Annotated in this window: 30 protein-coding genes and 1 tRNA gene; 16 read left to right on the forward strand and 15 right to left on the reverse strand. The window is 68.2% G+C overall.

Translation table 11 applies throughout. The features are described 5' to 3' along the window. Nucleotides 1-48 precede the first annotated feature (48 nt). The 4 genes from SAZ01S_RS17480 to SAZ01S_RS17495 all read right to left on the reverse strand — a co-directional run bounded on the left by SAZ01S_RS17480 (nucleotide 49) and on the right by SAZ01S_RS17495 (nucleotide 2,722). Nucleotides 49-261: a cold-shock protein gene (locus SAZ01S_RS17480; RefSeq protein ID WP_010544313.1), complete on the reverse strand. Its 213-nt coding sequence runs from the start codon at nucleotides 259-261 to the stop codon at nucleotides 49-51. Nucleotides 262-491: 230 nt separating this feature from the next. Then, nucleotides 492-1,049: a nucleotide exchange factor GrpE gene (gene grpE, locus SAZ01S_RS17485; protein ID WP_084583563.1), complete on the reverse strand. Its 558-nt coding sequence runs from the start codon at nucleotides 1,047-1,049 to the stop codon at nucleotides 492-494. A 15-nt stretch (nucleotides 1,050-1,064) separates the two neighbouring features. Then, on the reverse strand, nucleotides 1,065-2,108 hold the full coding sequence (gene hrcA / locus SAZ01S_RS17490; protein ID WP_084583564.1) for a heat-inducible transcriptional repressor HrcA: 1,044 nt from the start codon (nucleotides 2,106-2,108) through the stop codon (nucleotides 1,065-1,067). Nucleotides 2,109-2,143: 35 nt separating this feature from the next. Beyond that, complete coding sequence (locus SAZ01S_RS17495) at nucleotides 2,144-2,722, reverse strand: DUF6438 domain-containing protein (RefSeq protein ID WP_084583565.1); 579 nt, start codon at nucleotides 2,720-2,722, stop codon at nucleotides 2,144-2,146. A 90-nt stretch (nucleotides 2,723-2,812) separates the two neighbouring features. Here SAZ01S_RS17495 and rph point away from each other — a divergent pair, with 90 nt between their 5' ends. The 3 genes from rph to SAZ01S_RS17510 all read left to right on the forward strand — a co-directional run bounded on the left by rph (nucleotide 2,813) and on the right by SAZ01S_RS17510 (nucleotide 4,797). Further along, the gene (rph, locus tag SAZ01S_RS17500; protein WP_084583566.1) at nucleotides 2,813-3,526 is read left to right on the forward strand and encodes a ribonuclease PH; all 714 of its coding nucleotides are present in this window, start codon (nucleotides 2,813-2,815) and stop codon (nucleotides 3,524-3,526) included. Next, nucleotides 3,523-4,194 (forward strand): RdgB/HAM1 family non-canonical purine NTP pyrophosphatase, encoded by a 672-nt coding sequence (gene rdgB / locus SAZ01S_RS17505; protein WP_084583567.1) that lies wholly within the window; start codon nucleotides 3,523-3,525, stop codon nucleotides 4,192-4,194. The genes rph and rdgB overlap by 4 nt, the downstream gene beginning before the upstream one ends. Before the next feature lie 126 nt (nucleotides 4,195-4,320). After that, the gene (locus tag SAZ01S_RS17510; RefSeq protein ID WP_245824981.1) at nucleotides 4,321-4,797 is read left to right on the forward strand and encodes a helix-turn-helix domain-containing protein; all 477 of its coding nucleotides are present in this window, start codon (nucleotides 4,321-4,323) and stop codon (nucleotides 4,795-4,797) included. On the opposite strand, the gene SAZ01S_RS24095 is transcribed toward SAZ01S_RS17510, so the two are convergent. Further along, the gene (locus SAZ01S_RS24095; RefSeq protein WP_167693202.1) at nucleotides 4,760-4,936 is read right to left on the reverse strand and encodes a hypothetical protein; all 177 of its coding nucleotides are present in this window, start codon (nucleotides 4,934-4,936) and stop codon (nucleotides 4,760-4,762) included. The genes SAZ01S_RS17510 and SAZ01S_RS24095 overlap by 38 nt on opposite strands. Nucleotides 4,937-5,118: 182 nt before the next feature. On the opposite strand from SAZ01S_RS24095, the gene SAZ01S_RS17515 reads away from it, so the two are divergent. After that, entirely contained in the window at nucleotides 5,119-5,319 is a 201-nt protein-coding gene (locus tag SAZ01S_RS17515) for a hypothetical protein (RefSeq protein WP_084583601.1), read from the forward strand. Between the two features lie 48 nt (nucleotides 5,320-5,367). Here the strand turns inward: SAZ01S_RS17515 and SAZ01S_RS17520 are convergent, their stop codons facing one another. From SAZ01S_RS17520 to SAZ01S_RS17530, 3 genes are all read right to left on the reverse strand, one after another. Then, nucleotides 5,368-5,814, reverse strand: coding sequence for an SgcJ/EcaC family oxidoreductase (locus SAZ01S_RS17520; protein WP_084583569.1), 447 nt, complete (start codon nucleotides 5,812-5,814; stop codon nucleotides 5,368-5,370). A 47-nt stretch (nucleotides 5,815-5,861) separates the two neighbouring features. Then, nucleotides 5,862-6,638, reverse strand: a complete 777-nt coding sequence (locus SAZ01S_RS17525) for a helix-turn-helix domain-containing protein (RefSeq protein WP_139810129.1) — start codon at nucleotides 6,636-6,638, stop codon at nucleotides 5,862-5,864. Between the two features lie 165 nt (nucleotides 6,639-6,803). Beyond that, nucleotides 6,804-6,890: transfer RNA gene (locus tag SAZ01S_RS17530), tRNA-Tyr, on the reverse strand. 120 nt (nucleotides 6,891-7,010) lie between these two features. On the opposite strand from SAZ01S_RS17530, the gene SAZ01S_RS17535 reads away from it, so the two are divergent. Both SAZ01S_RS17535 and rlmB read left to right on the forward strand, forming a co-directional pair. Further along, nucleotides 7,011-8,615: a M20/M25/M40 family metallo-hydrolase gene (locus SAZ01S_RS17535; RefSeq protein WP_084583571.1), complete on the forward strand. Its 1,605-nt coding sequence runs from the start codon at nucleotides 7,011-7,013 to the stop codon at nucleotides 8,613-8,615. Then, nucleotides 8,615-9,361, forward strand: a complete 747-nt coding sequence (gene rlmB, locus SAZ01S_RS17540; RefSeq protein ID WP_084583572.1) for a 23S rRNA (guanosine(2251)-2'-O)-methyltransferase RlmB — start codon at nucleotides 8,615-8,617, stop codon at nucleotides 9,359-9,361. Before SAZ01S_RS17535 ends, rlmB begins: the two co-directional genes overlap by 1 nt. Nucleotides 9,362-9,458: 97 nt before the next feature. Here the strand turns inward: rlmB and SAZ01S_RS17545 are convergent, their stop codons facing one another. After that, nucleotides 9,459-9,842: a VOC family protein gene (locus tag SAZ01S_RS17545; protein ID WP_084583602.1), complete on the reverse strand. Its 384-nt coding sequence runs from the start codon at nucleotides 9,840-9,842 to the stop codon at nucleotides 9,459-9,461. Nucleotides 9,843-9,857: 15 nt separating this feature from the next. Continuing rightward, nucleotides 9,858-12,605, reverse strand: a complete 2,748-nt coding sequence (locus SAZ01S_RS17550) for a [protein-PII] uridylyltransferase (protein ID WP_084583573.1) — start codon at nucleotides 12,603-12,605, stop codon at nucleotides 9,858-9,860. 130 nt (nucleotides 12,606-12,735) lie between these two features. On the opposite strand from SAZ01S_RS17550, the gene SAZ01S_RS17555 reads away from it, so the two are divergent. From SAZ01S_RS17555 to SAZ01S_RS17570, 4 genes are all read left to right on the forward strand, one after another. Continuing rightward, a complete protein-coding gene (locus SAZ01S_RS17555; RefSeq protein WP_084583574.1) occupies nucleotides 12,736-13,203 on the forward strand; it encodes a hypothetical protein in 468 nt (155 codons plus the stop codon). A 78-nt stretch (nucleotides 13,204-13,281) separates the two neighbouring features. Further along, the gene (locus SAZ01S_RS24245) at nucleotides 13,282-13,782 is read left to right on the forward strand and encodes a hypothetical protein (protein WP_084583575.1); all 501 of its coding nucleotides are present in this window, start codon (nucleotides 13,282-13,284) and stop codon (nucleotides 13,780-13,782) included. Between the two features lie 86 nt (nucleotides 13,783-13,868). Beyond that, nucleotides 13,869-14,279: a glycine zipper 2TM domain-containing protein gene (locus tag SAZ01S_RS17565; RefSeq protein WP_084583576.1), complete on the forward strand. Its 411-nt coding sequence runs from the start codon at nucleotides 13,869-13,871 to the stop codon at nucleotides 14,277-14,279. A 55-nt stretch (nucleotides 14,280-14,334) separates the two neighbouring features. After that, complete coding sequence (locus SAZ01S_RS17570; RefSeq protein ID WP_084583577.1) at nucleotides 14,335-14,760, forward strand: OsmC family protein; 426 nt, start codon at nucleotides 14,335-14,337, stop codon at nucleotides 14,758-14,760. A gap of 36 nt (nucleotides 14,761-14,796) precedes the next feature. On the opposite strand, the gene SAZ01S_RS17575 is transcribed toward SAZ01S_RS17570, so the two are convergent. Together SAZ01S_RS17575 and SAZ01S_RS17580 are read right to left on the reverse strand one after the other, a co-directional pair. Next, the gene (locus SAZ01S_RS17575; RefSeq protein ID WP_084583578.1) at nucleotides 14,797-15,198 is read right to left on the reverse strand and encodes a low affinity iron permease family protein; all 402 of its coding nucleotides are present in this window, start codon (nucleotides 15,196-15,198) and stop codon (nucleotides 14,797-14,799) included. Nucleotides 15,199-15,605: 407 nt separating this feature from the next. Then, nucleotides 15,606-16,034: a cupin domain-containing protein gene (locus tag SAZ01S_RS17580; protein WP_084583579.1), complete on the reverse strand. Its 429-nt coding sequence runs from the start codon at nucleotides 16,032-16,034 to the stop codon at nucleotides 15,606-15,608. A gap of 100 nt (nucleotides 16,035-16,134) precedes the next feature. Between SAZ01S_RS17580 and SAZ01S_RS17585 the strand changes: the two genes are divergently transcribed. The 5 genes from SAZ01S_RS17585 (at nucleotide 16,135) to SAZ01S_RS17600 (ending at nucleotide 19,211) form a co-directional block, all read left to right on the forward strand. Then, nucleotides 16,135-16,524 carry a glycine zipper 2TM domain-containing protein gene (locus SAZ01S_RS17585; RefSeq protein WP_084583580.1) on the forward strand — a complete coding sequence of 130 codons (390 nt, stop codon included), beginning with the start codon at nucleotides 16,135-16,137 and terminating at the stop codon, nucleotides 16,522-16,524. Between the two features lie 40 nt (nucleotides 16,525-16,564). Then, nucleotides 16,565-17,743 (forward strand): glycosyltransferase, encoded by a 1,179-nt coding sequence (locus SAZ01S_RS17590; protein ID WP_084583581.1) that lies wholly within the window; start codon nucleotides 16,565-16,567, stop codon nucleotides 17,741-17,743. Between the two features lie 45 nt (nucleotides 17,744-17,788). Continuing rightward, nucleotides 17,789-17,950, forward strand: a complete 162-nt coding sequence (locus SAZ01S_RS24100) for a hypothetical protein (protein ID WP_218018112.1) — start codon at nucleotides 17,789-17,791, stop codon at nucleotides 17,948-17,950. 71 nt (nucleotides 17,951-18,021) lie between these two features. After that, nucleotides 18,022-18,537, forward strand: a complete 516-nt coding sequence (locus SAZ01S_RS17595; protein WP_084583582.1) for a hypothetical protein — start codon at nucleotides 18,022-18,024, stop codon at nucleotides 18,535-18,537. A gap of 38 nt (nucleotides 18,538-18,575) precedes the next feature. Next, entirely contained in the window at nucleotides 18,576-19,211 is a 636-nt protein-coding gene (locus tag SAZ01S_RS17600; protein WP_084583583.1) for a TMEM175 family protein, read from the forward strand. Between the two features lie 194 nt (nucleotides 19,212-19,405). On the opposite strand, the gene SAZ01S_RS17605 is transcribed toward SAZ01S_RS17600, so the two are convergent. The 3 genes from SAZ01S_RS17605 to SAZ01S_RS17615 form a co-directional block, all read right to left on the reverse strand. Continuing rightward, the gene (locus SAZ01S_RS17605) at nucleotides 19,406-19,735 is read right to left on the reverse strand and encodes a hypothetical protein (protein ID WP_084583584.1); all 330 of its coding nucleotides are present in this window, start codon (nucleotides 19,733-19,735) and stop codon (nucleotides 19,406-19,408) included. A gap of 132 nt (nucleotides 19,736-19,867) precedes the next feature. After that, the gene (recN, locus tag SAZ01S_RS17610; RefSeq protein ID WP_084583585.1) at nucleotides 19,868-21,529 is read right to left on the reverse strand and encodes a DNA repair protein RecN; all 1,662 of its coding nucleotides are present in this window, start codon (nucleotides 21,527-21,529) and stop codon (nucleotides 19,868-19,870) included. A 43-nt stretch (nucleotides 21,530-21,572) separates the two neighbouring features. Further along, nucleotides 21,573-22,397 (reverse strand): outer membrane protein assembly factor BamD, encoded by an 825-nt coding sequence (locus SAZ01S_RS17615; protein ID WP_084583586.1) that lies wholly within the window; start codon nucleotides 22,395-22,397, stop codon nucleotides 21,573-21,575. Nucleotides 22,398-22,522: 125 nt separating this feature from the next. Between SAZ01S_RS17615 and SAZ01S_RS17620 the strand changes: the two genes are divergently transcribed. After that, a complete protein-coding gene (locus SAZ01S_RS17620) occupies nucleotides 22,523-23,365 on the forward strand; it encodes a class I mannose-6-phosphate isomerase (protein ID WP_084583587.1) in 843 nt (280 codons plus the stop codon). Nucleotides 23,366-23,385: the final 20 nt, after the last annotated feature.

The following is a 23,385-nucleotide window of genomic DNA, read 5'->3' on the forward strand; positions in this document are numbered from 1 at the left end:
CATGCGAAAACGGCGGCCCCGGTTGGGGCCGCCGTCTTGGGGCTCAGGTCAGTCAGCCGCCTGAAGGTTGACCGCCGCCATCTTGCCGCGGCGATCCTGCTCCAGTTCATAGGTCACGCGCTGGTTCTGCTGCAGCGTGATCATGCCGGCGCGCTCCACCGCGGTGATGTGGACAAAGGCGTCGTTGCCGCCGGTATCCGGCGCGATGAAGCCATAGCCCTTGTCGGCGTTGAAGAACTTGACGGTGCCAGTGATGCTCATGTGTTTTCCTTGCATTGTCGGCGCGCCCCGTGCGGGCGGACCTCGCGCTTCAGGGCAGGGATGGAAGGAAAACGGAGCCGCAAAGCACCAGAGACCAACGATTTGCGACTTCAGCACCCCCTATGTGGGCGCATGCAGGAGGGAATGCAATGGCAGTGCGAGGAACGGAGGCAGCGGGTCGGTACTGCGAGGCAATGCCCCGCCCCTGTTCGGAGCGGGGCGAAGGCCGGTCAGTCGGGCTTCTTGGCGACGGCGACGAGCGCCGGGCGGAGCAGTCGGTCCTTGATCATGTAGCCGGACTGGATCTCCTGCACCACGGTGCCGGGCTCCTTGTCGGCGACGGGCATTTCCATCATCGCCTGGTGCTTGTTGGGGTCGAGTGTCTCGCCCAGCGACACCACCTTGGAAATGCCGTGGCGGCCGAACACCGCCTCCAGCTCGCGGCCGGTGGCCTCCAGGCCCACGACCAGGCCCTTCATCTTCTCGTCGTCGCGCAGCTCGGCGGGGATCGCCTGGAGCGCCCGACCGAGATTGTCGGCGACGGAGAGGATGTCGCGGGCGAAGCTGGTCGCGGCATAGGCACGTGCGTCCGCCACTTCCTTCTCGGTGCGGCGACGCAGGTTCTGCATGTCGGCCTGGACGTAGAGATGCGCCTGCTTGGCCTCGGCCAGCTGCGCCTCCAGTTCGGCGACACGGTCCTGCTCGGCCACTTCCGGCGCGGCTTGTGCAGTCTCTTGCCCCAGCGTTTCGCCCTGGGTCGGTTCGGTATTTTCGATGTTCTCGGACATGGTTCCCTGTTTTCTTCAGGCCAGCAAACGGGCCAATGTGGCCGCCGTGAAATCCACCATGGGCACGACGCGGGCATAGTTCAACCGGGTCGGGCCGATCACGCCGACGACGCCGACCACCCGGCCGTCCAGCGATCGCACCGGCTTGGCGATCACCGACGAGCCGGAAAGCGCGAACAGCTTGTTCTCGGAGCCGATGAAGATCCGCGCCGCCTCGCCTTCCCGGGCGCTGTCGAGCAGCCGGGCGATCTCCTCCTTGCCCTCCAGCTCATCGAGCAGCTGGCGGACGCGGTCGAGATCCTCGGTGGCGCTGGTGTCGATCAGCCGGGCCTGTCCGCGGACGATCAGCACCGGGCGACGGCCGCTATCCTCGCTCCACACCGCAAGCCCGCGCTCGACCAGATCGGCGGCGGCAGCGTCGAGCGCGGCCTGTTGCTGGCGGAGCTCGCGCTCGATCCGGCCGCGGGCCTCGGCGAGGGTCAGCCCGGCGAGCGTGGCGCTCATGTAATTGGCCGCGCGCTGCAGGGACATCGGGTCGACCCCGCCGGGCAGCTCGACCACCCGGTTCTCGACCGAGCCGTCCTCGCCGACCAGCACGGCCAGCGCGCGGTCCTGACTGAGCGGCACGAAGCCGAACTGGCGCAGCACCGTCTCGGCCTTGGGCACCAGCACCAGCCCGGCGCAGGCCGACAGTCCGGAAAGCGCCGCGGTCGTCTCCGCAATCGCATCCTCGACCGGGCCGCCGATGCCGGCGCGCGCCTCGATCGCCGCGCGCTCCTCCACCGAGGGTTCGTTCGCCTGCATCATCCCGTCGACGAAGAGGCGCAGCCCGCTTTCGGTCGGCATCCGGCCGGCGCTGGTGTGCGGCGCGGCGAGCAGGCCCAGCTCCTCCAAATCCTGCATCACGTTGCGGATCGACGCCGGCGACAGGTTGAGCGCCGAGATGCGCGAGATGGTGCGCGATCCCACCGGCGCGCCGTTGTCGAGATAGGATTCCACCACGATGCGGAACACGTCGCGCGCGCGGTCGGTCAGCTCGTGGATCGGCGGCGTGATCATGGTGGCTGTTATCTAGGCGGTACGCCGGGTCGGCTTCAAGGCCGCGCGCCGATCAGGCTGGCGATCGGCAACAGATCCGGTGCCGACCCCAGCGCATCGGCGACGCCGGGGCTCCGCGTTCGGTCGCAGCCGAAATAATAGGAGAAGGACCGATGCCCTGCCCTTCCGTCCCACTGGACCTCGACGCTCGGCATGTCGGTGGCGTGCTGGCCGCAAGCCGGCGTCCCTGGCGCGGTGCGGACGCTGCCGCTGCGCGGACGATAGGGGGCGAGCCGGGTGAGGAAGGCTTCGTACTGCGCCGGGGACACGCGGAAGTCGCGCGCGCCGGTCACCGCAGTGAAGCGCTGCCCCTCGAACGTGCCGGTCCCATCCGGCCGCACGGTAACGGTGTAGACCGGGCAGGCGCCGCCGCAGGGGCTGGTCGCGTAGCGGACCATCTCGCCGCGTACGATCGGCGCGGACGGGTCGGCGGGGATCCCGCTGCTGACCGGCGGTGGTGTCGGGCGGGGAGGCCTGGCGGGCGCCGGGCGCGACGAACCGTCGGGCGGCGCCACCTGCGGAATGCAGCCGCCGAGCATCGCTCCGCCGCAAACCAGTGCAACCAACAGGCGCATGCGTGTCTTTCTCCCCTGATCGTGCAAGACTGGCGAAACGCGCCGCCACGGTCTAGGTGCCCGGCTCTACCTGTAGGGAGACTGAATCGCATGCGCCCATCCGGCCGCGCCCCCGACGAAATGCGGGAAATCACCATCACGCCGAACTTCACCCGCCACGCCGAGGGCTCTGTGCTGATCGGCTTCGGCGACACCCGCGTGCTCGTCACCGCCAGCGTCGAAGAGCGCGTGCCGCCGTTCCTGCGCGGCAAGGGCGAAGGCTGGGTGACGGCCGAGTACGGCATGCTGCCCCGGGCCACCCACACCCGCGGCCAGCGCGAGGCGGCCAAGGGCAAGCAGTCGGGCCGCACCCAGGAAATCCAGCGGCTGATCGGCCGATCCCTCCGGGCAGTCACCGACCTCAAGCTGCTCGGCGAGCGCCAGATCACGCTCGACTGCGACGTGCTCCAGGCCGATGGCGGGACCCGCACCGCGGCAATCTCGGGCGCCTGGGTGGCGCTGCGGCTCGCGGTGAACAAGCTGATGGCGGAAGGCGCGATCGCCACCGACCCGATCACCACCCAGGTGGCGGCGGTAAGCTGCGGCATCTACCAGGGCACGCCGGTGCTCGACCTCGATTATCCCGAGGACTCGTCGGCCGACGCGGATGCGAACTTCGTGCTGCTCTCCAACGGCAACATCGCCGAGGCGCAGGCCACCGCCGAGGGCGCGACCTATGACGAGGAAGGCCTGCTGCGCCTGCTCCGCCTCGCCCGCATCGGCTGCGCCCGCATCTTCGACGCGCAACTGAAGGCGGTCGGATGAGCGGCGAGGGCGACGTCCCCCAGGCGATCCGCAAGCTCGCCCCCGGCAAGCTGGTGATCGCCAGCCACAATGCGGGCAAGGTGCGCGAGATCCGCGAGCTGCTCGGTCCCTATGGGATCGAGCCGGTCTCGGCCGCCGAGCTCGACCTGCCCGAGCCCGAGGAGACCGGCACCAGCTTCGTCGCCAATGCCGAGCTCAAGGCGCTCCAGGCGGCGGACCTGTCGGGGCTGCCCGCACTGGCGGACGATTCGGGGCTGTGCGTCGAGGCGCTCGGCCTCGCCCCCAGCATCTACTCGGCGCGCTGGGGCGTGGCGGCACCGGGAATGGACGGGCTCGAACCGGTCGCCCCGTTCGAAGGCCGCGACTTCGGCCTGGCGATGCGCCGCGTCCACGACAAGCTCGAAGCGCTACCGCCCGAAACCAGTCGGGCGGCGCACTTCGTCTGCGCGCTCGCGCTGGCGTGGCCGGATGGGCATGTCGAATGGTTCGAGGGCCGCGTACATGGTGACCTCGTCTGGCCGCCGCGCGGCGAGCAAGGCTTTGGCTATGACCCCATGTTCGTCCCGCACGGCCATGTGCAAACCTTTGGCGAAATGGATCCAGCCGCCAAGCATGCAATGAGCCACCGCGCAGATGCGTTTCGGCAATTGGTGGCGAACGTCTTCTAACGTCTGCGGTTTCGTTCACGCACATCTTCGGGGCACCGAAGGTTTAAGCTATCCTAAGGACGTCCATGAGTTGATCGAGTAACGATCGCTGCCTAAGCACTGGCAACGATGGAGGACAATTTGGGGGTGCACGGCACCGAACTATTCGACGAACTCGATGCGCGGCTGAGCGAGATCAAGCGGATCTTCCAGCAGCTGGCTGGCGCGCCGAAATCTTCCCCGTCTCGAACGAGCGGCGCGGTGCCCGCTCTCGGGCGGCTGGATCTCGCGCGCTTGCTACTCTGGGGACGAGGCCTCTTGGAGAGCGAGGTTGCGCGGGATCTGTTCGCTGATCCGGCGTTGAACATCCTGCTCACGCTCTATGTCAGCCGGGCGGACGGGCAGGATGTCTCGACGTCCACCGCGTGCACCGCGTCGGGCGTGCCGACCACGACGGCGCTGCGCTGGATCAACGCGCTTGCCCGGCGCGGCATGATCCACAAGCGCAGCCTGCCGAGCGATCGCCGCTTCACCTATCTCGAGCTCAGCGGCGGCACCAGTGCCGCGCTGGACCGATTCTTCGATCTTATTCTGGATCGCGCGTCGAAAGGCTCGTTGCCGTAAGGCCATATTTGCCGGTCAGCCGCTCCAGCGACAGCGAGACATGCGCCGCCTCCGCATCCTCGCCCAAACGGTCGAGCAGCGCTATCGCATCCAGCAGATGCGCGCATATCGTCTCAATTCCAGCGCCCGGTTCGTTCATTTGGTCGAAAACTCGCGTATCTTTATATCCGTATTGGATTTTTGCGTACGCGGCTACAAGTAAGGGTTTATCCCGACACGGGACACACCTAGGGCAGATATCGAAACGATCGCAAGTCCTTGAACATTGCGCGGCTAAGTTCATTTTGGATATGAATGCTCTTTCCGCGCAAGGAACCTTCCGTGACGCCGCTTTCCACGCTGCTCGATCGCGCCGAGGCGATTTACCTGACCCATGGCGAGGGCAGCGCGGCCTATTTGCTCGATCAGATCGAAGGGGCGATCCGCGAAGGCGCGCCCGTGCAGCGCATCCGCGAACTGGACCATCTTTTGCAGTTGATCGAATATCGCCAGCGCACACTAGCGATGTACGGCAAGAACTGAGCGCGCCGCACAGACGGGCATTGCGGCCGCTTCCGGAGCGGTTGTCGACTACCCTATCCCGGCGACCGGATCGTGCCGGGCCGCCATCGCATCGATACGGACATTCGCGACATGACGGAGTTGCAGCCGCTCGTCCGCTCCGGAAAACACGAGCGTCATCCGATTTTCCTCGTCCTCGATCGTTTCGCCGCTGGGCACGACATAGCTGCCGAGTTGCCAACGAACGACGGCGATGCGCACCTCGGCGGTAATGGCGGTGATGCTCTCGATCGCAACCAAGCCTAGCGGCACGCCCGCGAACATGCGGGCGAAGAAGGCGCGGTGCGCGGCGAGCGCCTGGTCTCGCCCCTGCCAGTGCATGCCAACGACATTGACCCAATGCAGATCAGGCGCGGCGACCTCGAACATCGCGGCGACGTCATCGTCGTTCCAGGCGCGGCAGTGCCGCTCCAGCCATTCGCGAATGTCGGCAGCGGCGTCATAGTGCGTCATCATGCCAGTCCCCCTGCGTGGATGCGTCGTTCGCCCCGGTGCCCGAAGCACTATCGCGCGGAATAGGAAAATCCGGCCACGGCCCCCTCTCGCCACACCGGTGTAGGGGCGTAGCGCGGCAGCGGCATGTCGCCGGCAAAGACGCGCGCGTCGCGCAGAAAATGGGACTGATCGAAATAGCCTAGCCGATGCGCAACCTCGGTCCAGGTCGAGGTCGGATGCCGATCCTTGACCTGCAGCGCCGCGTGGAAGCGCACGATCCGGCTGTAGAATTTGGGCGGGAGCCCCACCGCCGCGCCGAAGCAGCGCCGGAAATGGCGTGCCCCCATGCCGCAGCGATCAGCAAGGCGATCGAGATCAACCTGGCCGCCGGAGCGTCGAATCAGCCGCGCCGCATGGTCGATCGGGCTGACCTCCCGTGCCGAGGCCGCTCGCCGACGCAGCCAATCCTCGGCAAGCGCCACCCGCCCGGCGAACTCCGGTACGCCCTCCAGGGATCGCCGCAACGCGGCGAATCCGGCATCTACCAGCCCGGCCTCCTCGGCCTGATCGACAAGCAGCCGGCCCGCCATCCCGAACAGGCGATGCAACGCGGTAGGCTGCAGCTTGATCGTGAACGTATCGATCGCGCCGTCGAAATGCAGATCGGTATGGTGCGCGGTCGAGGGCCCGACCAGCACCGTGCTGGGTGCGAAGGCCGTTCCACGCGAGGTCGTCGCCAGCACCGGCGCGCCAAAATAGAATTCGATAAAAAGCTCGGGCCGCGCCGGCAATGCCAGGGAGACCGGCCGCGCGGCCGGCGAGTTACGGTCGCGGAACCCTGCCACCAGGTCTGCAAGGCGCGCGTCGGGCGGAGAAATCTGGTTCGCACGCTGTACCACCCCTGCCAAGGCACGACTGCAGGGCCGAACTATAGCGGAGCGGATGCGCCCTGTCGCTCCCGGATCGGAGCGCGGCGAGAAGCGAGACGGGAACCTCGCTCGCAGCGGCGGTGGTGGATAGGGATGGATTCGAACCACCGTAGGGCGAAGCCCGGCAGATTTACAGTCTGCTGCCTTTAACCACTCGGCCACCTATCCATGGAGACCGCCGCTTGCGAGCGAGGTGGGCCCAATGCCGAAGCGAAGCGAAGCTGTCAACGCCTTGCGTGCACTCTTTTGCACGCATAGCGTCCCGCCTTCACATTTCGGGGGAACCTAATGCGTCGCACCATGCTTGCTTTCACGGCCGCCCTGCTCGCCAGCGCACCGATCGCTGCCCATTCGATCCAGACCACGCCGACGGACCGGGTGATCGACCAGGGCACCAACCACAGCGAGGTGATGCGAATCGCGCAGTATCTGACGGACGTGATCGGCGCCCGGCTCACCAACTCGCCGGGCATCCGCAAGGCGGAAGACTGGACCCAGGCCAAGTTCCGCGAATGGGGCCTGGTCAATGTGCACAAGGAAGGGTTCGAGTTCGGCCGCGGCTGGTCGAACGAGAAGCTCGCGGTGCGCATGGTCGCCCCCCGCCCGCTCCAGTTGGTTGCCGCGCCGCTGCCCTGGACCCCCCGCACCAACGGCGCGATCGCCGGTGAGGTGGTGCTGGCGCCGCTCGCCGACGAAGCTGCCTTTGCCCAGTACAAGGGCAAGCTGAAGGGCAAGGTGGTGCTGATCACCGAACCGCGCGAACTGGAGGAAGCGACCGAGGCGCCGTTCAAGCGCTGGACCGACGACGAACTCACCAAGCGCGACTTTTACGATCTGCCGAACGGCGGCGGCGAACGCCCCTTCAATGCCGCTCGATTCACCTTCGCCGGCAAGCGCGACGCCTTTTTGAAGGAAGAAGGCGCGATCGGCTATGCGATCATGTCCAGCCGCAACGGCAAGCTGGTCCACGGCCAGAACAGCCAGTTCCAGGTCGGCCAGTCCGGCGCCCTGCCGGGCATCGAGATTGCGGCCGAGGATTATCGCCGCCTCGCCCGGCTCGCCAAGATGGGTGCCAAGCCGACGCTGGAAATCGACGCGGTCAACCATTTCGACGACAGCGACACCAAGGCGTACAACATCCTCGCCGACATCCCTGGCACCGATCCCAAGGCCGGCTATGTGATGGCCGGCGCGCATCTCGACAGCTGGGCGATGGGTGACGGCGCGGCGGACAATGGCGCCGGCAGCGCGATGGTGATGGAGGCCGCGCGCATCATCAAGGCATCGGGCATCAAGACCAAGCGCGCGATCCGCTTCGCGCTGTGGGCCGGCGAGGAACAGGGCCTGCTCGGCTCGATGGCCTATGTCGAAAATCACGTCGCCAAGCGCCCGGTCGACGCCGGCGCCAGCGGCATCGTTCGCTACATGACGTGGAGCCGCGCCTTCCCGATCACGCCGGGGCCCGATCACGGCAAGCTCGCCGCCTATTTCAACCTCGATAACGGCTCGGGCAAGATTCGCGGGATCTATGCCCAGGGCAACACCGCGGTGATGCCGATCTTCGAGCAGTGGTTCACGCCGTTCCACAGCATGGGCGCGACGAACGTCTCGGCACGCCGCACCGGCAGCACCGACCATGTCTTCTTCGACGCGGTGGGCATCCCGGCGTTCCAGTTCATCCAGGACCCCCTCGACTATGGCTCGATGGTGCATCATACGGACGTCGACACGTTCGATCATCTGAAGGCCGACGATATGCGCCAGGGCGCAACCATCCTCGCCGCATTCCTGATCAACGCCGCCAACAGCGATCAGCCGCTGCCGCGCGCGCCGCTTGCGACCGCGCCGACCCCGGCCGATCGCTTCTATCCCTTCCCGGAGTCTGCACACTGATGAAACGTCGAGGCCATCGTCCCAGCCAGGCACCTGCATCGCGGCCGCGCTTCTACGGCCGCCACGCGGTGCTCGCGGCACTCGCCAATCCCGAGCGGACGGTGCGCAAGATCTGGGGCACGCGCGAGGCGCTGTCGGCGCTGGACCTGCCCCCGGTCATCCCGATCACCTATGCCGACGCGGCCGATCTCGGTCGCCTCGTGCCGGCTGATGCACCGCACCAGGGGCTGGTGATCGAAGTCGACCCGCTCGAGGAGATCTGGTTGGGCGATCTGCTCGAGCAGGGCGCGGACGACAAGCGGCCGCTGCTGGTGCTCGACCAGGTGACCGATCCGCACAATGTCGGCGCGATCCTGCGCTCGGCGGCCGCCTTCGATGCGCTCGGCATCGTGACGCAGGACCGGCACGCACCGCCAGAGACCGGCACCCTCGCCCGCTCGGCCGCGGGCACGCTGGAAGTGGTGCCCTGGGTCCGCGTGGTGAATCTGTCGCGCGCGCTTGACGAGATCGCCGAGGCAGGCTTCTGGCGCGTCGGCCTCACCGGCCATGCCAAGGCGACACTGGGCGAGGTGATGGGTGAAGGTCGTGTCGCCCTCGTGCTCGGCGCAGAGGGCGAAGGCATGCGCCAGAATACCGAGGCGCATTGCGACGAGTTGGCCCGGCTGCCGATCTCGCCCAAGGTCGAAAGCCTGAACGTGTCGAACGCCGCCGCCGTGGCGCTCTATGCGGTGAACACACGGGGCTGATCCAGCGCGACGCGGCCTGGCAGCGCTGCGCCTGTCGCCCCTCCACTGAGGGCTGGCGGGCGGCTCGCGCTGCGGGCACGCGTTTCGCGTCGGCGTGTCAGTCCGCCGGCGCTTCCCACAATTCGATCGGATTGCCCTCGGGATCGTGGATCCGCGCGAAGCGGCCGGTTTCGAGGCTGTCCCACTCCGCCCGCGTCTCGATCGCGATGCCGGCGGCGTTCAGCTGCTCGAGCAACCCATCGAGATCGATCACCCGCAGGTTGAGCATCACCGGCTTGTCCGCCGCGAAATAGCTGCTGTCGGCGGCAAAGGGCTGGAACACGATGCCGCCCGGCTCGGGATACCAGAACCAGGGGCTGGCCTCGCCCTGCGCATCGGTGCCGCAGCCGCCGCCGACCCCCAATACCTCCTGGTACCAGGCCTTCAGGCCTTCCGGATCCTGCGCGCGAAAGAAATAGCCGCCCAGCCCCACTACCGGCATGTCCATCCCCCCAGATCAGGCGGCCTGGGCGATCTCCTCGCCGGCCGCAGCCTCCAACAGCCGCCGCTCGATCGTCTTGAGTCGCGACGACGAGGCGATCTTATCGCCGATCAGGTCGGTCAGATAGAAGGTATCGACCGCGCGCTCGCCATAGGTCGCGACATGCGCCGAGTGAATCGTTACCTTCGACTGGAACAGCGCGTTGGCCAGGCTGTAGAGTAGCGCCGGCCGATCGCGCGCGTTGACTTCGATGACGGTGAAGCGGTTCGACGCCTTGTTGTCGATGAACACGTTGGGTTCGATCGAGAACGCGTCGGCGCGCGGGCGCACCGGCGCCTTGGTCTTCAGCCGTTCGGAAAGCCGCGCGCGGTTCGCCAGCGCATCGGCGATGCCGGTCTTGAGGCGGGTGAGCCGTGCCTCCTCGTCGAAGGGCTGGCCGAACGGATCCTGGACGAGGAAATTGTCCAGCGCCATGCCGTCGCGCGTGGTGTGGATGCGCGCGTCGATAATATTGCCGCCGGCGACATGGATGGCACCCGCGATCCGGTAGAACAGGCCTGGGTGGTCGGACGCATAGACGGTCACCAGCGTCGCGCCGCGATCGGGATAGACCTGCGCCTCGACATGCAGCGTCGCGTCGCCCGCGTCCGCCAGCATCACCGCATTCCTCGACAGCACATCGGCCGGCTCGGCGATCCAGTAGCTTTCGGTGAAGCGCTTCTTGAACGCCTCGAACTTCGACGGCTCCCAGCCCAGCGCCGCGCCGAGTTCCTCCTGCTTGGCGGCGATCCGCTCGGTGCGGCCGCGCTGCTTGTGGCCGAGCCGCAGCACTTCCTCGGCCGCTTCGTAGAGGCCGCCGAGCAGCTGGCGCTTCCAGCCGTTCCACACGCCGGGGCCGACCGCGCGGATATCGACCACGGTCAGCGCGAGCAGCATGCGCAGCCGCTCGGCGCTCTGCACCTGGGCGGTGAAGTCGAGGATGGTCTTGAAGTCGGCCAGGTCGCGCTTGAACGCGGTGGCGGACATCAGCAGGTGCCAGCGCACCAGCCAGGCGACCATCTCGGTCTCGCCCGGCGTCAGGCCGAGGCGCGGGCAGAGCCGCTCGGCGACTTCGGCACCCAGGATCGAATGGTCGCCGCTGCGGCCCTTGGCGATGTCGTGCAGCAGCACCGCGACGTACAGCGCGCGCCGCGAGGCGAGCTGGTGCAGGATGCCGGTGGCGAGCGGATGGTCTTCCTTCAGCTCCCCCTTCTCGATCTTGCTCAGCAGCCCGATCGCGCGGATCGAATGTTCGTCCACCGTGTAATGATGGTACATGTCGAACTGCATCTGCGCGACGACGCGGCCGAAGTCCGGCACGAAGCGGCCGAACACGCCCGCCTCGTTCATCCAGCGCAGCACCGTCTCGGGATCGCGCTTCGAGGTCAGCACGTCGAGGAACAGCGCGTTGGCGCGCGGATTGGTGCGGACATCGTCGACCAGCTTGGCATCGCGCGCGGCGGCGCGCATCGCCAGCGGATGGATCTCCAGCTCGTGCTGGTCGGCGAGCGCGAACAGCTCGATCAGACGAACCGGATCCTCGCGGAAGAAGCTGTCGCGCGGCAGTGCCAGCCGACCCCGCTCCAGCACGAAGCCCTTGAGCTTGCGCCGCCCGCGCCACAGCGCCGGGAAGCCGAAGCGCCGCCCGCGCGCCGCGAACTTCTCGTCGAGATGCGCAAGGAACACGCCGGTCAGGTCGCCCACCACCTTCGCCTGGAGGAAGTAATAGCGCATGAAGCGCTCGACCTTGGACATGCCCGGGCGATCGGCGAAGCGCATCCGCTCGGCGATCTCGCGCTGGACGTCGAAGGTCAGCCGATCCTCGGGCCGGTTGGTGATCAGGTGGAGCTGGCAGCGCACCGCCCAGAGGAAATTCTCGGCGCGGCGGAACTGGCGATATTCTGCGGGGGTCAGCAGCCCGGCCTCGACCAGCTCGGCGGGCTCGCGGACGTTATAGGCGAACTTGCCGATCCAGAAGAGCGTGTGCAGGTCGCGAAGGCCGCCCTTGCCCTCCTTGACATTGGGTTCGACGACATAGCGGCTGTCGCCCATTTTCTTGTGGCGGGCGTTGCGCTCCTCGAGCTTGGCGGTGATGAAGCTGCGCGCCTTCTCGGCCTGCACCTCGGCCTTGAAGCGCTTCGCCGCCTCGTCATACAGTTCGGTATCGCCCCAAACATAGCGCGCCTCGAGCAGCGCGGTGCAGATCGTCACATCGGCCTTGGCCTGGCGTACCATCTCATCGAGCGAGCGGGACGAATGGCCCACCTTCAGCCGCATGTCCCACAGCGAGTAGAGCATCGATTCGATCACCTGCTCGCTCCAGCCGGTGACTTTCCAAGGCGTGAGGAAGCCGATGTCGATGTCCGAATGCGGCGCCATCTCGCCGCGGCCATAGCCGCCTACCGCGATCAGCGTCATCCGCTCGGCGGTGGTGGGGTTGGCATTGGGATGCAGCCGCTCGACGGTAAAGTCCCAGAGCAGCCGCAGGATCTGATCCGTGAGAAACGCACCGGCAGCCGCCGCCTCGAGCCCGCGCGACGGGTGCTCGGCGAGCCGCCGGGCAATCTCTGCCTGGCCCGCATCGAGCGCGGCCTTGAGTTCCGCCGCGCCCGCCTGGCGGAGCGCGGCAGTGTCGCCTGCCGCCAACGCCGCGAGGCGCTCGGCGACGGCGCGGCGGTCAATCAGGGCACGCCGATGGGGGACGGAAGCAAACCGGGTAGGCATGCGGAGTCAGATAGGAGGATTTGGCGGAAAGTTCACGCGGGAAGGGGAGGGGCTATTGCTGGCTTCACCGTTCGGGAACAAAATCAGCGCCGTGCGGGTAGGGCGGGGCAACCTCATGCGGAGACGCCGTTTGCCCCTGAAGACCCGTTCGATCGCCGCGGCGCTGCTGCTCCTCGCGCCGCTGGCGGCCTGCAACAGCCCGCAGGCCGCCGACACCATCGCTACGGCGAATGTCGACTCTCCGGTCGGCGCAAGCCCCGGTCCCGCGCCGTTGCCCAGTCCCATGCCGGTGGCGAAGGACGAAACCTCGCCCCATTCCGCGGCCAAGCAATGTCGCTTCGACGTCGACGGCAAAACGCTGCTCGACGGCCGCTGCCAGGTCTATCCGATGGGCGACGGCGGCTACACGCTCAACACCTGGAGCGCCGGCAAACCCGCCCAGTCGCACTTCGCCGTGGTCACCACGCGTGCCGACGGCAAGGCAGATGCAAGCTGGAATGCCGATCCCGACGACGACAAGGCGATGGACCCCTTGGGTGTCGTCACGCTGCGGGACGGGTGCTGGGTGAACGCGCGCACCCGCATCTGCGCCCGCTGATTGCCGCTGATCGCGCGCCGCTCGGAACAGGTGCGCGTCCCGGCCCGTTGACCGTGCCGTAACCGAAAGGAGATTTCGATGGCCACTGCCAGCAAGACGCCGAAGTCCACGACCCCGCGCAAGCGTACCCCCAAGGCTGCCCCCGCCACCGCCGCGGCACCCGCGGATACCAAGGCCGAGCCGGCCGCAGCCAAGCCTGCCGCCAAGGCGCGGCCGAAGCGCGCGCCCAAGGCGCCCACGCCCGCGACAAAGGTCCAGAAGCGGCCGATCGTCGGCAAAACCGGTCTCGCCGCGATCGCCGCCACCGGGCTCGGCGCGATCGGCGCGATCGCCTTCAGCATACTGCGAAGCCGCCGCATCGCCGCCACCACGCCGGGCACCGTCCCGACCGACCTGATGGGCGATCGCCATCCCGATGGCAGCCAACGCGCGATCGAGCAGTTCCGCCCCGATCCGACGGCACCGATCCCGGCGAACGAGCGCGAGGCGTTCGCGCCCGCACTGGCCGGCGGCTCGGCACCGACGCTCGTCGCCGGCCAGGCCGACGCGCTTCGCCGCAACGACGCCGCGCCCTCCTGATCCTCCCCGCATCGGCACGGCCGCGCAACCTTCCGCGCGGCCGCGCATTGCCCACCCACTTCACCATGGATCAGGAGAGAGACCGAATGCGCATCTTCGCTCTGAGCATCGTCGCTGCTGCGACGCTGGTTTCCGGTTGCGCCGAAGGCGGCTACGGCCCCGGCTATGCCGGCGACCGCGGCTATCGTAACTATGACTATAACCGGCCGGACCCGGCATATAACGGCTATTATGCCGATCGCTATTATCGCGAGAACCAGCGCGCCCGCGAGCGGCGCCTGTCGCAGAACGACCGGGTCTATCGCGGGCAGGACGGCCGCTATTATTGCCGCCGCAACGACGGCACCACCGGCCTGATCGTCGGCGGCGTCGCCGGCGGCCTGCTCGGCAACATCATCGCGCCCGGCGGATCGGAGACGCTCGGCACGCTGCTCGGCGCCGCCGCCGGTGCCGCAGCGGGTCGCTCGATCGATCGCAACAACGTCACCTGCAAATGATAGGGTCGGGCCGGGGTCGATTCCCCGGCCCGTTCTGACTGCGAGGAGCCCTGCCATGACCACCCGCACCGCCACCGCCCGCTACACCGGCTTCGGCAAGGCCGGCAAAGGCCAGCTGACCAGCCCGTCCGGGGTGCTGGAGGCTACGCCTTACAGCTTCAACACGCGCTTCGGGGACGAAAAGGGCACCAATCCGGAAGAGCTGATCGCCGCCGCCCATGCCGGCTGCTTCACCATGGCGCTCAGCTTCGCGCTGGCCCAGGCCGGCTTCAGCGACGGCACGCTGGAAACCACGGCGGCGGTGAAGCTCGAGCAGGATGGCGACGGGTTCACCATCACCCGCTCGGACCTGAAGCTCCATGCCGAAATCCCCGGCATCAGCGAGGAGCAGTTCGAAGCGCTTGCCAAGGGTGCCGAAGCGAACTGCCCCGTGTCCAAGCTGCTCAAGGCCGAGATCACGCTGGAGTGGGACCTGGCCTGACGACGGCTGCGGGGCGGCGCGTGCCGCCCCGCCGTTTCAGCGCCGGCCGATCACCGCCTCGATCGCCTCGTGCCGCGCGGGGTCGCTTTCGCCGAACTCGCGCTCGAGCCGGTCGCGGATGTCGAGCAGCTGCTTCTCGCTCAGATGTTCGATGCCGATGAATTCGTTGCGCGCCTTGTCGATCGCGCGGATCACTTCGTCCAGCTTGGCCTGCAGCGCGGCGGCATCGCGGTTCTGGGCATTCTGGATCAGGAACACCATCAGGAAGGTAACGATGGTGGTGCCGGTGTTGATCACCAGCTGCCAGGTATCGGACCAGTGAAACACCGGGCCGCTCAGCCCCCACACCACGATGATCATGAAAGCGAGGGCAAAGGCAGGCGGCCGCCCCGCCCAGCCCGCCACGCCCTGCGCAAAACGTTCGAAAATGCGTCCCACTCGCATGCTCCTCCACCGAACCGCACCTGCTATGCGTGGCGATCGGTCGCTTGCCAATCAGCGAGTAGCGCGAACTAAAGGGGGCCGGCGCTGCCGCCGGCCCCCGTGTCGCCGATCGCGTGTGCCATCGGCGGCCTGCACCACCCCCAGCGGCAGGGAAGCGGGCGGCGCATCGGGCGTATGGCGGGCCACCGGGAGGGGCCGCGCGCGCATCCCTGCCATGGGGCACCAATGCCCGAGGGCAGCAGTACCGGATCATGGCCGTAAGACCCCGGGATTGCTCCGATTTCCATCGCCGCGCGCCCGTTGTTCCTACAGGATGCAGGGTGTCACTCGCCGCGAGTCCCGCCAAGCGCGAAGCCGTGTCGCCACCCTGTTGATACTGTGGATAACGGGGATAAGCCCGCTCACGCGCCCGGCGGCGACCAGTCCGGCGCGGCCAGCTCGAACCCGGCAAAGTCGAAGCCGGGGACCACCACGCAGCTCACCAGGCCCCAGCCATGCGGTGCCTCGGTCGCCTGCCATCGGCCTGCCGGCACGCGCACCTGGGGCATCTCGCCCGCGAAGATGTCGGCACCCAGTTTCACCCGCTCGATGCCGCCCTCCCCGTCGCCGATCTGCACTTCCAGGGGCGATCCGGCGTGCCAGAGCCACAGTTCGTCGGCATCGACGCGATGCCAGTGCGAGCGCTTGCCGTATTCGAGCAGGAAGAGGATCGCGGTACCCGGCGATCGACTGCCCTCTGTCGCAGGGGCCCGCCACGTCTCGCGATACCAGCCCCCCTCGGGATGCGGTGCCAGCCGCAATCGCTCCGCTACCGCCCGCCCTTGTTCCATGCCGCTGCCTCCTGCCTGAACGCCGTGTCGTATCAGGTTCATGCAACCGAGACTAAGCTCAACACGTTCGTTTCATCTACAGCAGATCGGGGAGTTTGTTATGCGTACCCTTCTTCTTTCGCTCAGCGCCGCGGCGCTCGCCATACCGGCCGCGATGGTCCTGCCGGCACACCAGGCCGAAGCCAAGGCCACGGTGGCGCAGGGCCGCCACTATTACGACCAGGACGACCGTCGCTATCGTGACGACCGCCGTTATCGCGATGACAATCGCCGCTATGCATATCGCGAGTGGCGCGGTCGCGATGGCCGCCGCTATTGCCGCAAGCCGGATGGCACCACCGGCCTCGTGGTCGGCGCGGTCGGCGGTGCGCTGCTCGGGCGGACCATCGATACCAGCGGCGACCGCACCGCCGGCACGGTACTGGGCGGCGTCGCCGGCGCGCTGGCCGGCCGCGCCATCGAGCGCGGCGGCGACCGCAACTGCCGCTGACACCCGAAGCATTAACCCCGGGGCGCTATAGCCCCGGGACATGCTTCGCGTGCTCGTCCTTTCCACGCTGTTCCCGGATGCCACCCGGCCCAATTTCGGCATCTTCGTCGAACGCCAGACGCGGGCCCTGGCGGCCCGGGACGGCGTGGCGGTGGAGGTCGTCGCCCCGCGCGGGCTGCCGCCCTTCCCGCTCGATCGCCATCCCCGCTATGCCGCCCTCGCGAGCCAGCCGGCGCACGAGGACTGGCACGGCCTGCCCGTCCACCGGCCGCGTTTCCTCAACCTGCCCGGCACCGGCGGCCGCTTGCATGCGGCGATGCTCGCCCGCGCGCTCCGCCCGATGCTCGCCGAGCTGCGCCGCAGCTTCCCCTTCGACGTGATCAGCGCCGAGTTCTTCTTCCCCGACGGCCCCGCCGCGATCGCGCTCGGCAGGACGTTCGGCGTACCGGTGTCGATCAAGGCGCGCGGCTCGGACATCCACCAATGGACCCGTCGCCCCGCCATCGCCCGCCAGATCGTCGCGGCAGGCTGCGCCGCAGATGGCCGGCTCGCGGTATCGCTGGCGCTGCGCGACGACATGATCGCGCTGGGCATGCCCGCCGAGCGCACCGAGTGCATCGTCACCGGCGTGGACCTGGCACGCTTCGCCCCGAGGGACCGTGCCGAAGCCAAGGCTTCGCTCGGCATCGAGGGGCCGCTGGTCGCCTCGATCGGGGCACTGATCCCCCTCAAGGGGCACGATCTGCTGATCGACGCGGTCGCCAGCATGCCCGGCGTGCATCTCCGCATCGCCGGGCAGGGTCCGGAAGCCGATCGCCTTGCCGCACGGATCGAGGCGCTGGGGTGCAGCGACCGTATCCGCCTGTGCGGCCCGCTTGCGCCCGAGCGCGTCGCTGCGCTGCTCGCCGCCGCCGATGTGATGGCGCTCGCCTCCGCCTCCGAAGGACTCGCCAATGCCTGGCTCGAAGCGCTGGCGAGCGGCACGCCGATCGTCATTCCCGATGTGGGCGGCGCGCGGCAGGTGGTGACCTCGGCGACAGCCGGGCGCATTGCCGCGCGCACGCCGGCCGCCTTCGCCGCCAGCATCGCCGAGCTGCTCGCCAACCCGCCGCCAGCCGCCACGGTGCGTCGCATTGCGGCGCCGTTCACCTGGGAGGCCAATAGCGAACGTTTGCACCGCTTCCTTGCCGCTCTCGTCGCGGCGCATCGCGGAACCTGATCGAATATGCAGGGTTCGGTAGATGTGGGGAAACGCAAGGAGCCCATGATGCAGAAGCCGAAGCCCTATCGTTCGCCGCGACGCCAGCCCTCGCACGCTGCCGTGCTGCCCCGGCGCCTGCGCCGCACCACTGCCGCATCCGCACCGATCGATACGGATCTGGACATTGTGTTCGAATGGGAGGCGGACGCGCCGACCCAGCACTGAACCGATGCAACGTTGACAGCGCGAATCGCTTGGCGGAAGCTGGCCGCTTCACCCAGCGAGGGAGGCGCGGCATGGCCGGCAAGAAAGAGAAGAAGGCAAAGAAGGACGGCAAGGCGCCGTCGCTGCTGCCCAAGGTGATCGGCGGCATCAAGCTGCCCAAGGACGCCCGCCGCCAACTCACCGGCCTCGCCAAGCACCCGGTGATCGCCGACCTGATCGCCGCGGGGCTCGTCGCCCTGGCGCAGCGCATCAAGGGCGGCGAGAGCACGGCCGAGGCCAGCCCTCCGCCCCCGCCCCCTGCGCCCGCCGCCGAACCGAAGGCCGAGGCAGTTGCCGAACCGGCCAAGCCCGCGGTGAAGCGCGTCCGCAAGACTGTCGCCGCAGCGCCGGCGGAGGAAACGCCACCGGCCAAGCCCGTGACGCGCCGCGCGCGCAAACCGGGGGCGGAGACCGCCGACCCCGCGCCCGCCGCAGAGCCGGCCGCGGCCAAGCCTGCCAAGGCGCCCCCGCCCCGCCGCACCCGCAAGGCCGGCGAAACGGCGTCGAAGCCCCGCACGCGCCGCACGCCGCCCAAGACGGATAGCTGATCGCCTGCTAGGATGCGCTCGGGACGAGGGGGAACCGGATGCAGACCACGCACCCGCCGGAATCGCACGGGCCCGGCCATGCGCTCGAGCGGCTGATCTTCTTTTCGGACGCGGTGTTCGCGATCGCGATCACGCTGCTGATCATCGAGATCCATGTCCCGGAGGTGCATCCGCCCTTCACCGATGCGGCGTTCCTCCGGGCACTGGCGCCGTTATCGGTCGAGTTCCTCAGCTTCTTCGTCTCGTTCTTCGTGATCGGCGCCTTCTGGGCGGGCCACCACCGCGCCTTCGACTGCGCGCGGCACTGGTCGCCGAAGCTGGTGCTGCCCAATCTGTGCATGCTGAGCGCGGTGGCGGCGATGCCGTTCTTCACCGCCTTCTCCTCGGAATATTACGGCCACCGGGTGCCCTCGGCGCTCTACGCCTTCTGGATGATGCTGATCGCGCTCGCCAATATCTGGGTGCAGCGGCTGGCCACCTCGCCGCCAGTGGTAGGTGAACAGGTCTCCGAGGCGCATTGCCGGGTGATCCGCCAGCGCGGGGTGGCGACGCTGCTCGGCACGACGTGCGCGTTCGCGATGGCGCTGGTCCTGCCCTTCGCCTCGCAGATGACGCTGGCGACGATCCCCTTGTGGCGGATGCTGCTGCAGCGGGTTTCGCGGCCGCGGGGGTGACCAGCGGCGCCCTTCAAGCCGTCATCCCGGCGAAGGCCGGGATCCATTGGGGTCTCCGTTTCGGCGCCAGCTTCTACCGAGAGGCGAATGGATCCCGGCTTTCGCCGGGATGACAGAAGCGGGCGTTTAGGGAAACTATGGAAAAACGGGCCCCGCCATGCGGCGAGGCCCGTCTCCTGCTTCAAGCGCTGCGATCAGCGACGGTGGTTGTTGCGATCGTGCTTCTCGTAGCGGATCTTCGCCGACAACGCGTCGTAGCGGCGGTCGAGATCGCGGCGTTCCTGCATGGTCAGGCCGGGGCGCGAGGCGCGATAGCGGGCCTCCAGCCGCACCAGGCCGCGATATTCGTTGCGGATCTGGGTCGCTTCGCGGCGGCTGAGCGCGCCCGAGCGGATGCCCTGGTTGATGCGCTGTTCGATGCGATCCTGGCGGGCGTTGATGGCCTGCCAGCCGGGCTGGGCCGACGCGGGAACGGCAGCGGTGGCGACACCAAGGCCGGCGATCAGCAGCATGAACTTCTTCATCGGGTACTCCTCACTTCGACTGGACCGCCCCTGCGGTCGAGAGCCGTTGTGGAACGCCGATGTCGTGTTTTTGTCCCGCGTTTCAGCCTTTTCCGTCACGATTTGTCGCAAGCCTGCGACGTTCGTTCAGGTTCAGGCAGCGAGCAGCCGCTCGGCCTGGGCGCGTGCCTCGGGGGTGATCTCGGCGCCGGAGAGCATCCGCGCGATCTCCTCGCGGCGCTGCTCGGGGGTCAGCGGGGTGACGCCGGTACGGGTGACGATGCCGTCGTGACTCTTCGCGATGAGCAGATGCCGCGCCCCGCGCGCCGCGACCTGCGGGCTGTGCGTCACCACCAGCAGCTGCGAGCCCTGGGCGAGCCGCGCCAGCCGCTCGCCGATCGCATCGGCGACCGCGCCGCCGACGCCGCGATCGATCTCGTCGAAGATCAGCGTGCGGGCGCCGCCTTCCTCCGCCAGCGCCACCTTCATCGCCAGGATGAAGCGCGAGAGTTCGCCGCCGCTGGCGATCTTCATCAGCGGCGCGAAGGGCGCGCCGGGGTTGGTCGAGACCTCGAATTCCACCCGGTCCATGCCGGCGGCGCTCCACTGATTCTCGTCGAGCGGCTCGACCATGGTGCGGAAGCGCGCGGCATCCAGCTTGAGCGGCTTGAGCTCGGTCGCCACCGCCGCATCGAGTCGCGCCGCCGCCATGGTGCGCATGGCGGAAAGTGTCTGCGCCGCCTCGCGATAGGCGGCGTGCGCCTGCACCGCCGCCTTCTCCAGCCTCGCGATGCCCGCCCCACCGCTGGTCAGCCGCTCCATCCGACCGGACAGCTCGGCGAGCAGCGCCGGCAGCTCGTCCGGCTGCACGCGGTGCTTGCGCGCGACGGCCCGCAGCTCGAAGAGCCGCGCCTCGTCGGCCTCCAGCGCGGCGGGATCGAAGGCCAGCGCCTCGGCGGCGGCATCGACCTGCGCCTGTGCCTCGCTGCCCTCGGTGATCGCCCGGTCGATCGCGGCGAGCGCCTCGGCCAGCGCCTCGTGATCGCCGGACACGCGCTCCAGGATCCGCGCCGCCTGCCGCAGCCGGGCGAGCCCGCCGTCCGACCCTTCGAGCAGATCGGCGATGCCCTGCAGGTCGGTCGCGATCTTCTCGCCGCGCTGCATCGAGGCGCGGCGTTCGGCGAGCCGCTCTTCCTCGCCATCCTCCGGCGCGAGCGCGGCGAGTTCGGTGACGGCGTGTTCCAGCCATTCGCGATCGCGCTCGGCACTGTCCTGCTCGGCACGCGCTACCGCCAGCGCGTCCTCGGCCGCGCGCCAGGCACGATGCGCGATCGCCACCGGCCCCACGTCGCAGCGCCCGAACGAATCGAGCAACAGCCGGTGCCCGCGCGGATTTAGCAGCCCGCGATCGTCATGCTGGCCGTGGATCTCGACGAGGTGCGGCGCCAGTTCGCGCAGAAAGCCCGCGGACGCGGGCTGGTCGTTGACGAACGCCCGGCTGCCGCCATCGGCCTTGACCAGCCGGCGGACGAGCAGCGGCTCGCCCGGCTCCAGCTCCATGCCGTTCTGCGCGAAGAGATTGGCGATCTCGCCATCGGCGGCGGGCGGCAGGAAACTCGCCACCACCACCGCCTGGCCTGCGCCGCTGCGGACCAGCCCGCTATCGGCGCGCGCGCCCAGCGCCAGCCCCAGCGCATCGAGCAGGATCGACTTGCCCGCCCCGGTCTCGCCGGTCAGCACGCCGAGCCCTTCGCCGAACTCCAGGTCCAGCGCCTCGATCAGCACCACGTCGCGAATGGATAGCGCGGTCAGCATCGCGGCCCCCTATCGCAGGAACAGGAGAAGAACGAAAGTGGTTTTAGCTCGCGGGCTTGGGCGGCGGGCTCGCCTTGGCCGCAGCCGCCACCTTGTCCTGGTTTTCCTGCATCAGCTCGTACGCATGCTTGTACCAGTCCGTGCCCGGATAGTTGGCGCCGAGCACGGCGGCGGCCTTGTTGGCTTCCTCCGGCACGCCCATTGCGAGATAGCTTTCGGTCAGCCGCATCAGCGCTTCCGGCACATGCGTGGTCATCTGGTAGTTGTCGACCACCGCGCGGAAGCGCAGTGCCGCCGCCAGCCACTGGCCGCGCTTCTCGTAGAAGCGGCCGACTTCCATTTCCTTGCCGCCCAGGTGATCGCGGACCAGGTCCAGCTTCAGCCGCGCGTCGGCGGCGTACTTCGAGTTCGGATAGCGGCGAATCAGCTCGCCGAGCGAATCGAGCGCCTGCTGGGTGATCTTCTGGTCGCGGGTAACGTCGCTGATCTGCTCGTAATAGGAGATGCCGACGAGATAATAGGCATAGGGCGCATCGCGGTTGCCCGGGTGGACCGCCAGGAAGCGCTGCGCCGACGAGATCGCCTGCGCATAGTCGCGGTTCAGATAATAGCTGAACGCACCCATCAGCTGCGCACGGCGGGCCCACACCGAATAGGGGTGCTGGCGCTCGACTTCGTCGAACAGCGCGGCGGCGAGCTTGTACTGGTGCTGGTCCAGCTTCTGCTTGGCCGCGCTGTACAGCGTGCCGACGTCGCGCGCGACATAGGGCAGATCCTTCACCCCGCCGCGCTTGGCGCAGCCGGCGACGGAAAGGGCGAACACCGGAAGAAGCGCGAACGCAAGCGCGCGAGGCAGAGGACTACGCATATGGCGGCGTTCTTAGACCGGGGCCGTGGCTGCAAACAATCCTTTTCGGGGCGGGATTGCGGCGGAACCCGCATCGCGCCACATGCGCTCCCGCTTTCGTGACCGTTTACCGAAGGGGACCTTCCATGCCCGCCACCCTGCTCGCCACCCACCGCGTCGAAAAACCCTGGGGCCGCCACACCCTGTATCCGGGCTTCGCCGATCCCGCCAAGGATGGCGAACCGGTCGGCGAAGTCTGGTTCCAGACGCCGGGCAACTCGACTCCCGATCTGCTGATCAAGTATCTGTTCACCAGCGAGAAATTGTCGGTGCAGGTCCATCCGAACGACGAGCAGGCGCACGCCGCCGGCCTGCCGCGCGGCAAGGACGAATGCTGGGTGATCCTCGACGCCCAGCCCGATTCGACGATCGCGCTCGGCACCAAGCGCCCCTATACCCGCGACGAACTGCGCGCCGGGGCACTCGACGGCTCGATCGAGGACATGCTCGACTGGAAGCCGGTAAAGGCCGGCGATTTCTTCTACTCGGCCTCGGGCACGGTGCATGCGATCGGTGCAGGAATCACGCTGATCGAGGTGCAGCAGAACAGCGAGACCACCTACCGCCTCTATGATTACGGCCGCCCGCGCGAACTGCACCTGGACCAGGGCATCGCCGTTGCCGAGCCGGTGCCGTTCGTGCCGCATCCGATGCCGGGTGCGGTCGCGCCGAACCGCACGATCCTCGTCGAGGGGCCGAAGTTCGTGCTCGAGCGCTGGCAGGGCGGCCATCGCCGCTTCGATCTGCCGGCGGGCACCACCGGCTGGCTGATCCCGGTAAAGGGTGAAGGCGTGGTCGACGGCATCGCCTTCAAGGCGGGCGAGTGCCTGACGCTGGAAGGCCATGTCGAGCTGCACGCCGCGGTCGGCAGCGACCTGCTGTTTGCCTATCCGGGCGACGCCCGTGTCCCGGCGATGCACGCCGAGTGAACCGCACGTAGTTTCATGTT

Origin of the sequence: Sphingomonas azotifigens NBRC 15497, assembly GCF_002091475.1 — a bacterium.
In the GTDB taxonomy this organism is placed as follows: Bacteria; Pseudomonadota; Alphaproteobacteria; order Sphingomonadales; family Sphingomonadaceae; genus Sphingomonas; species Sphingomonas azotifigens.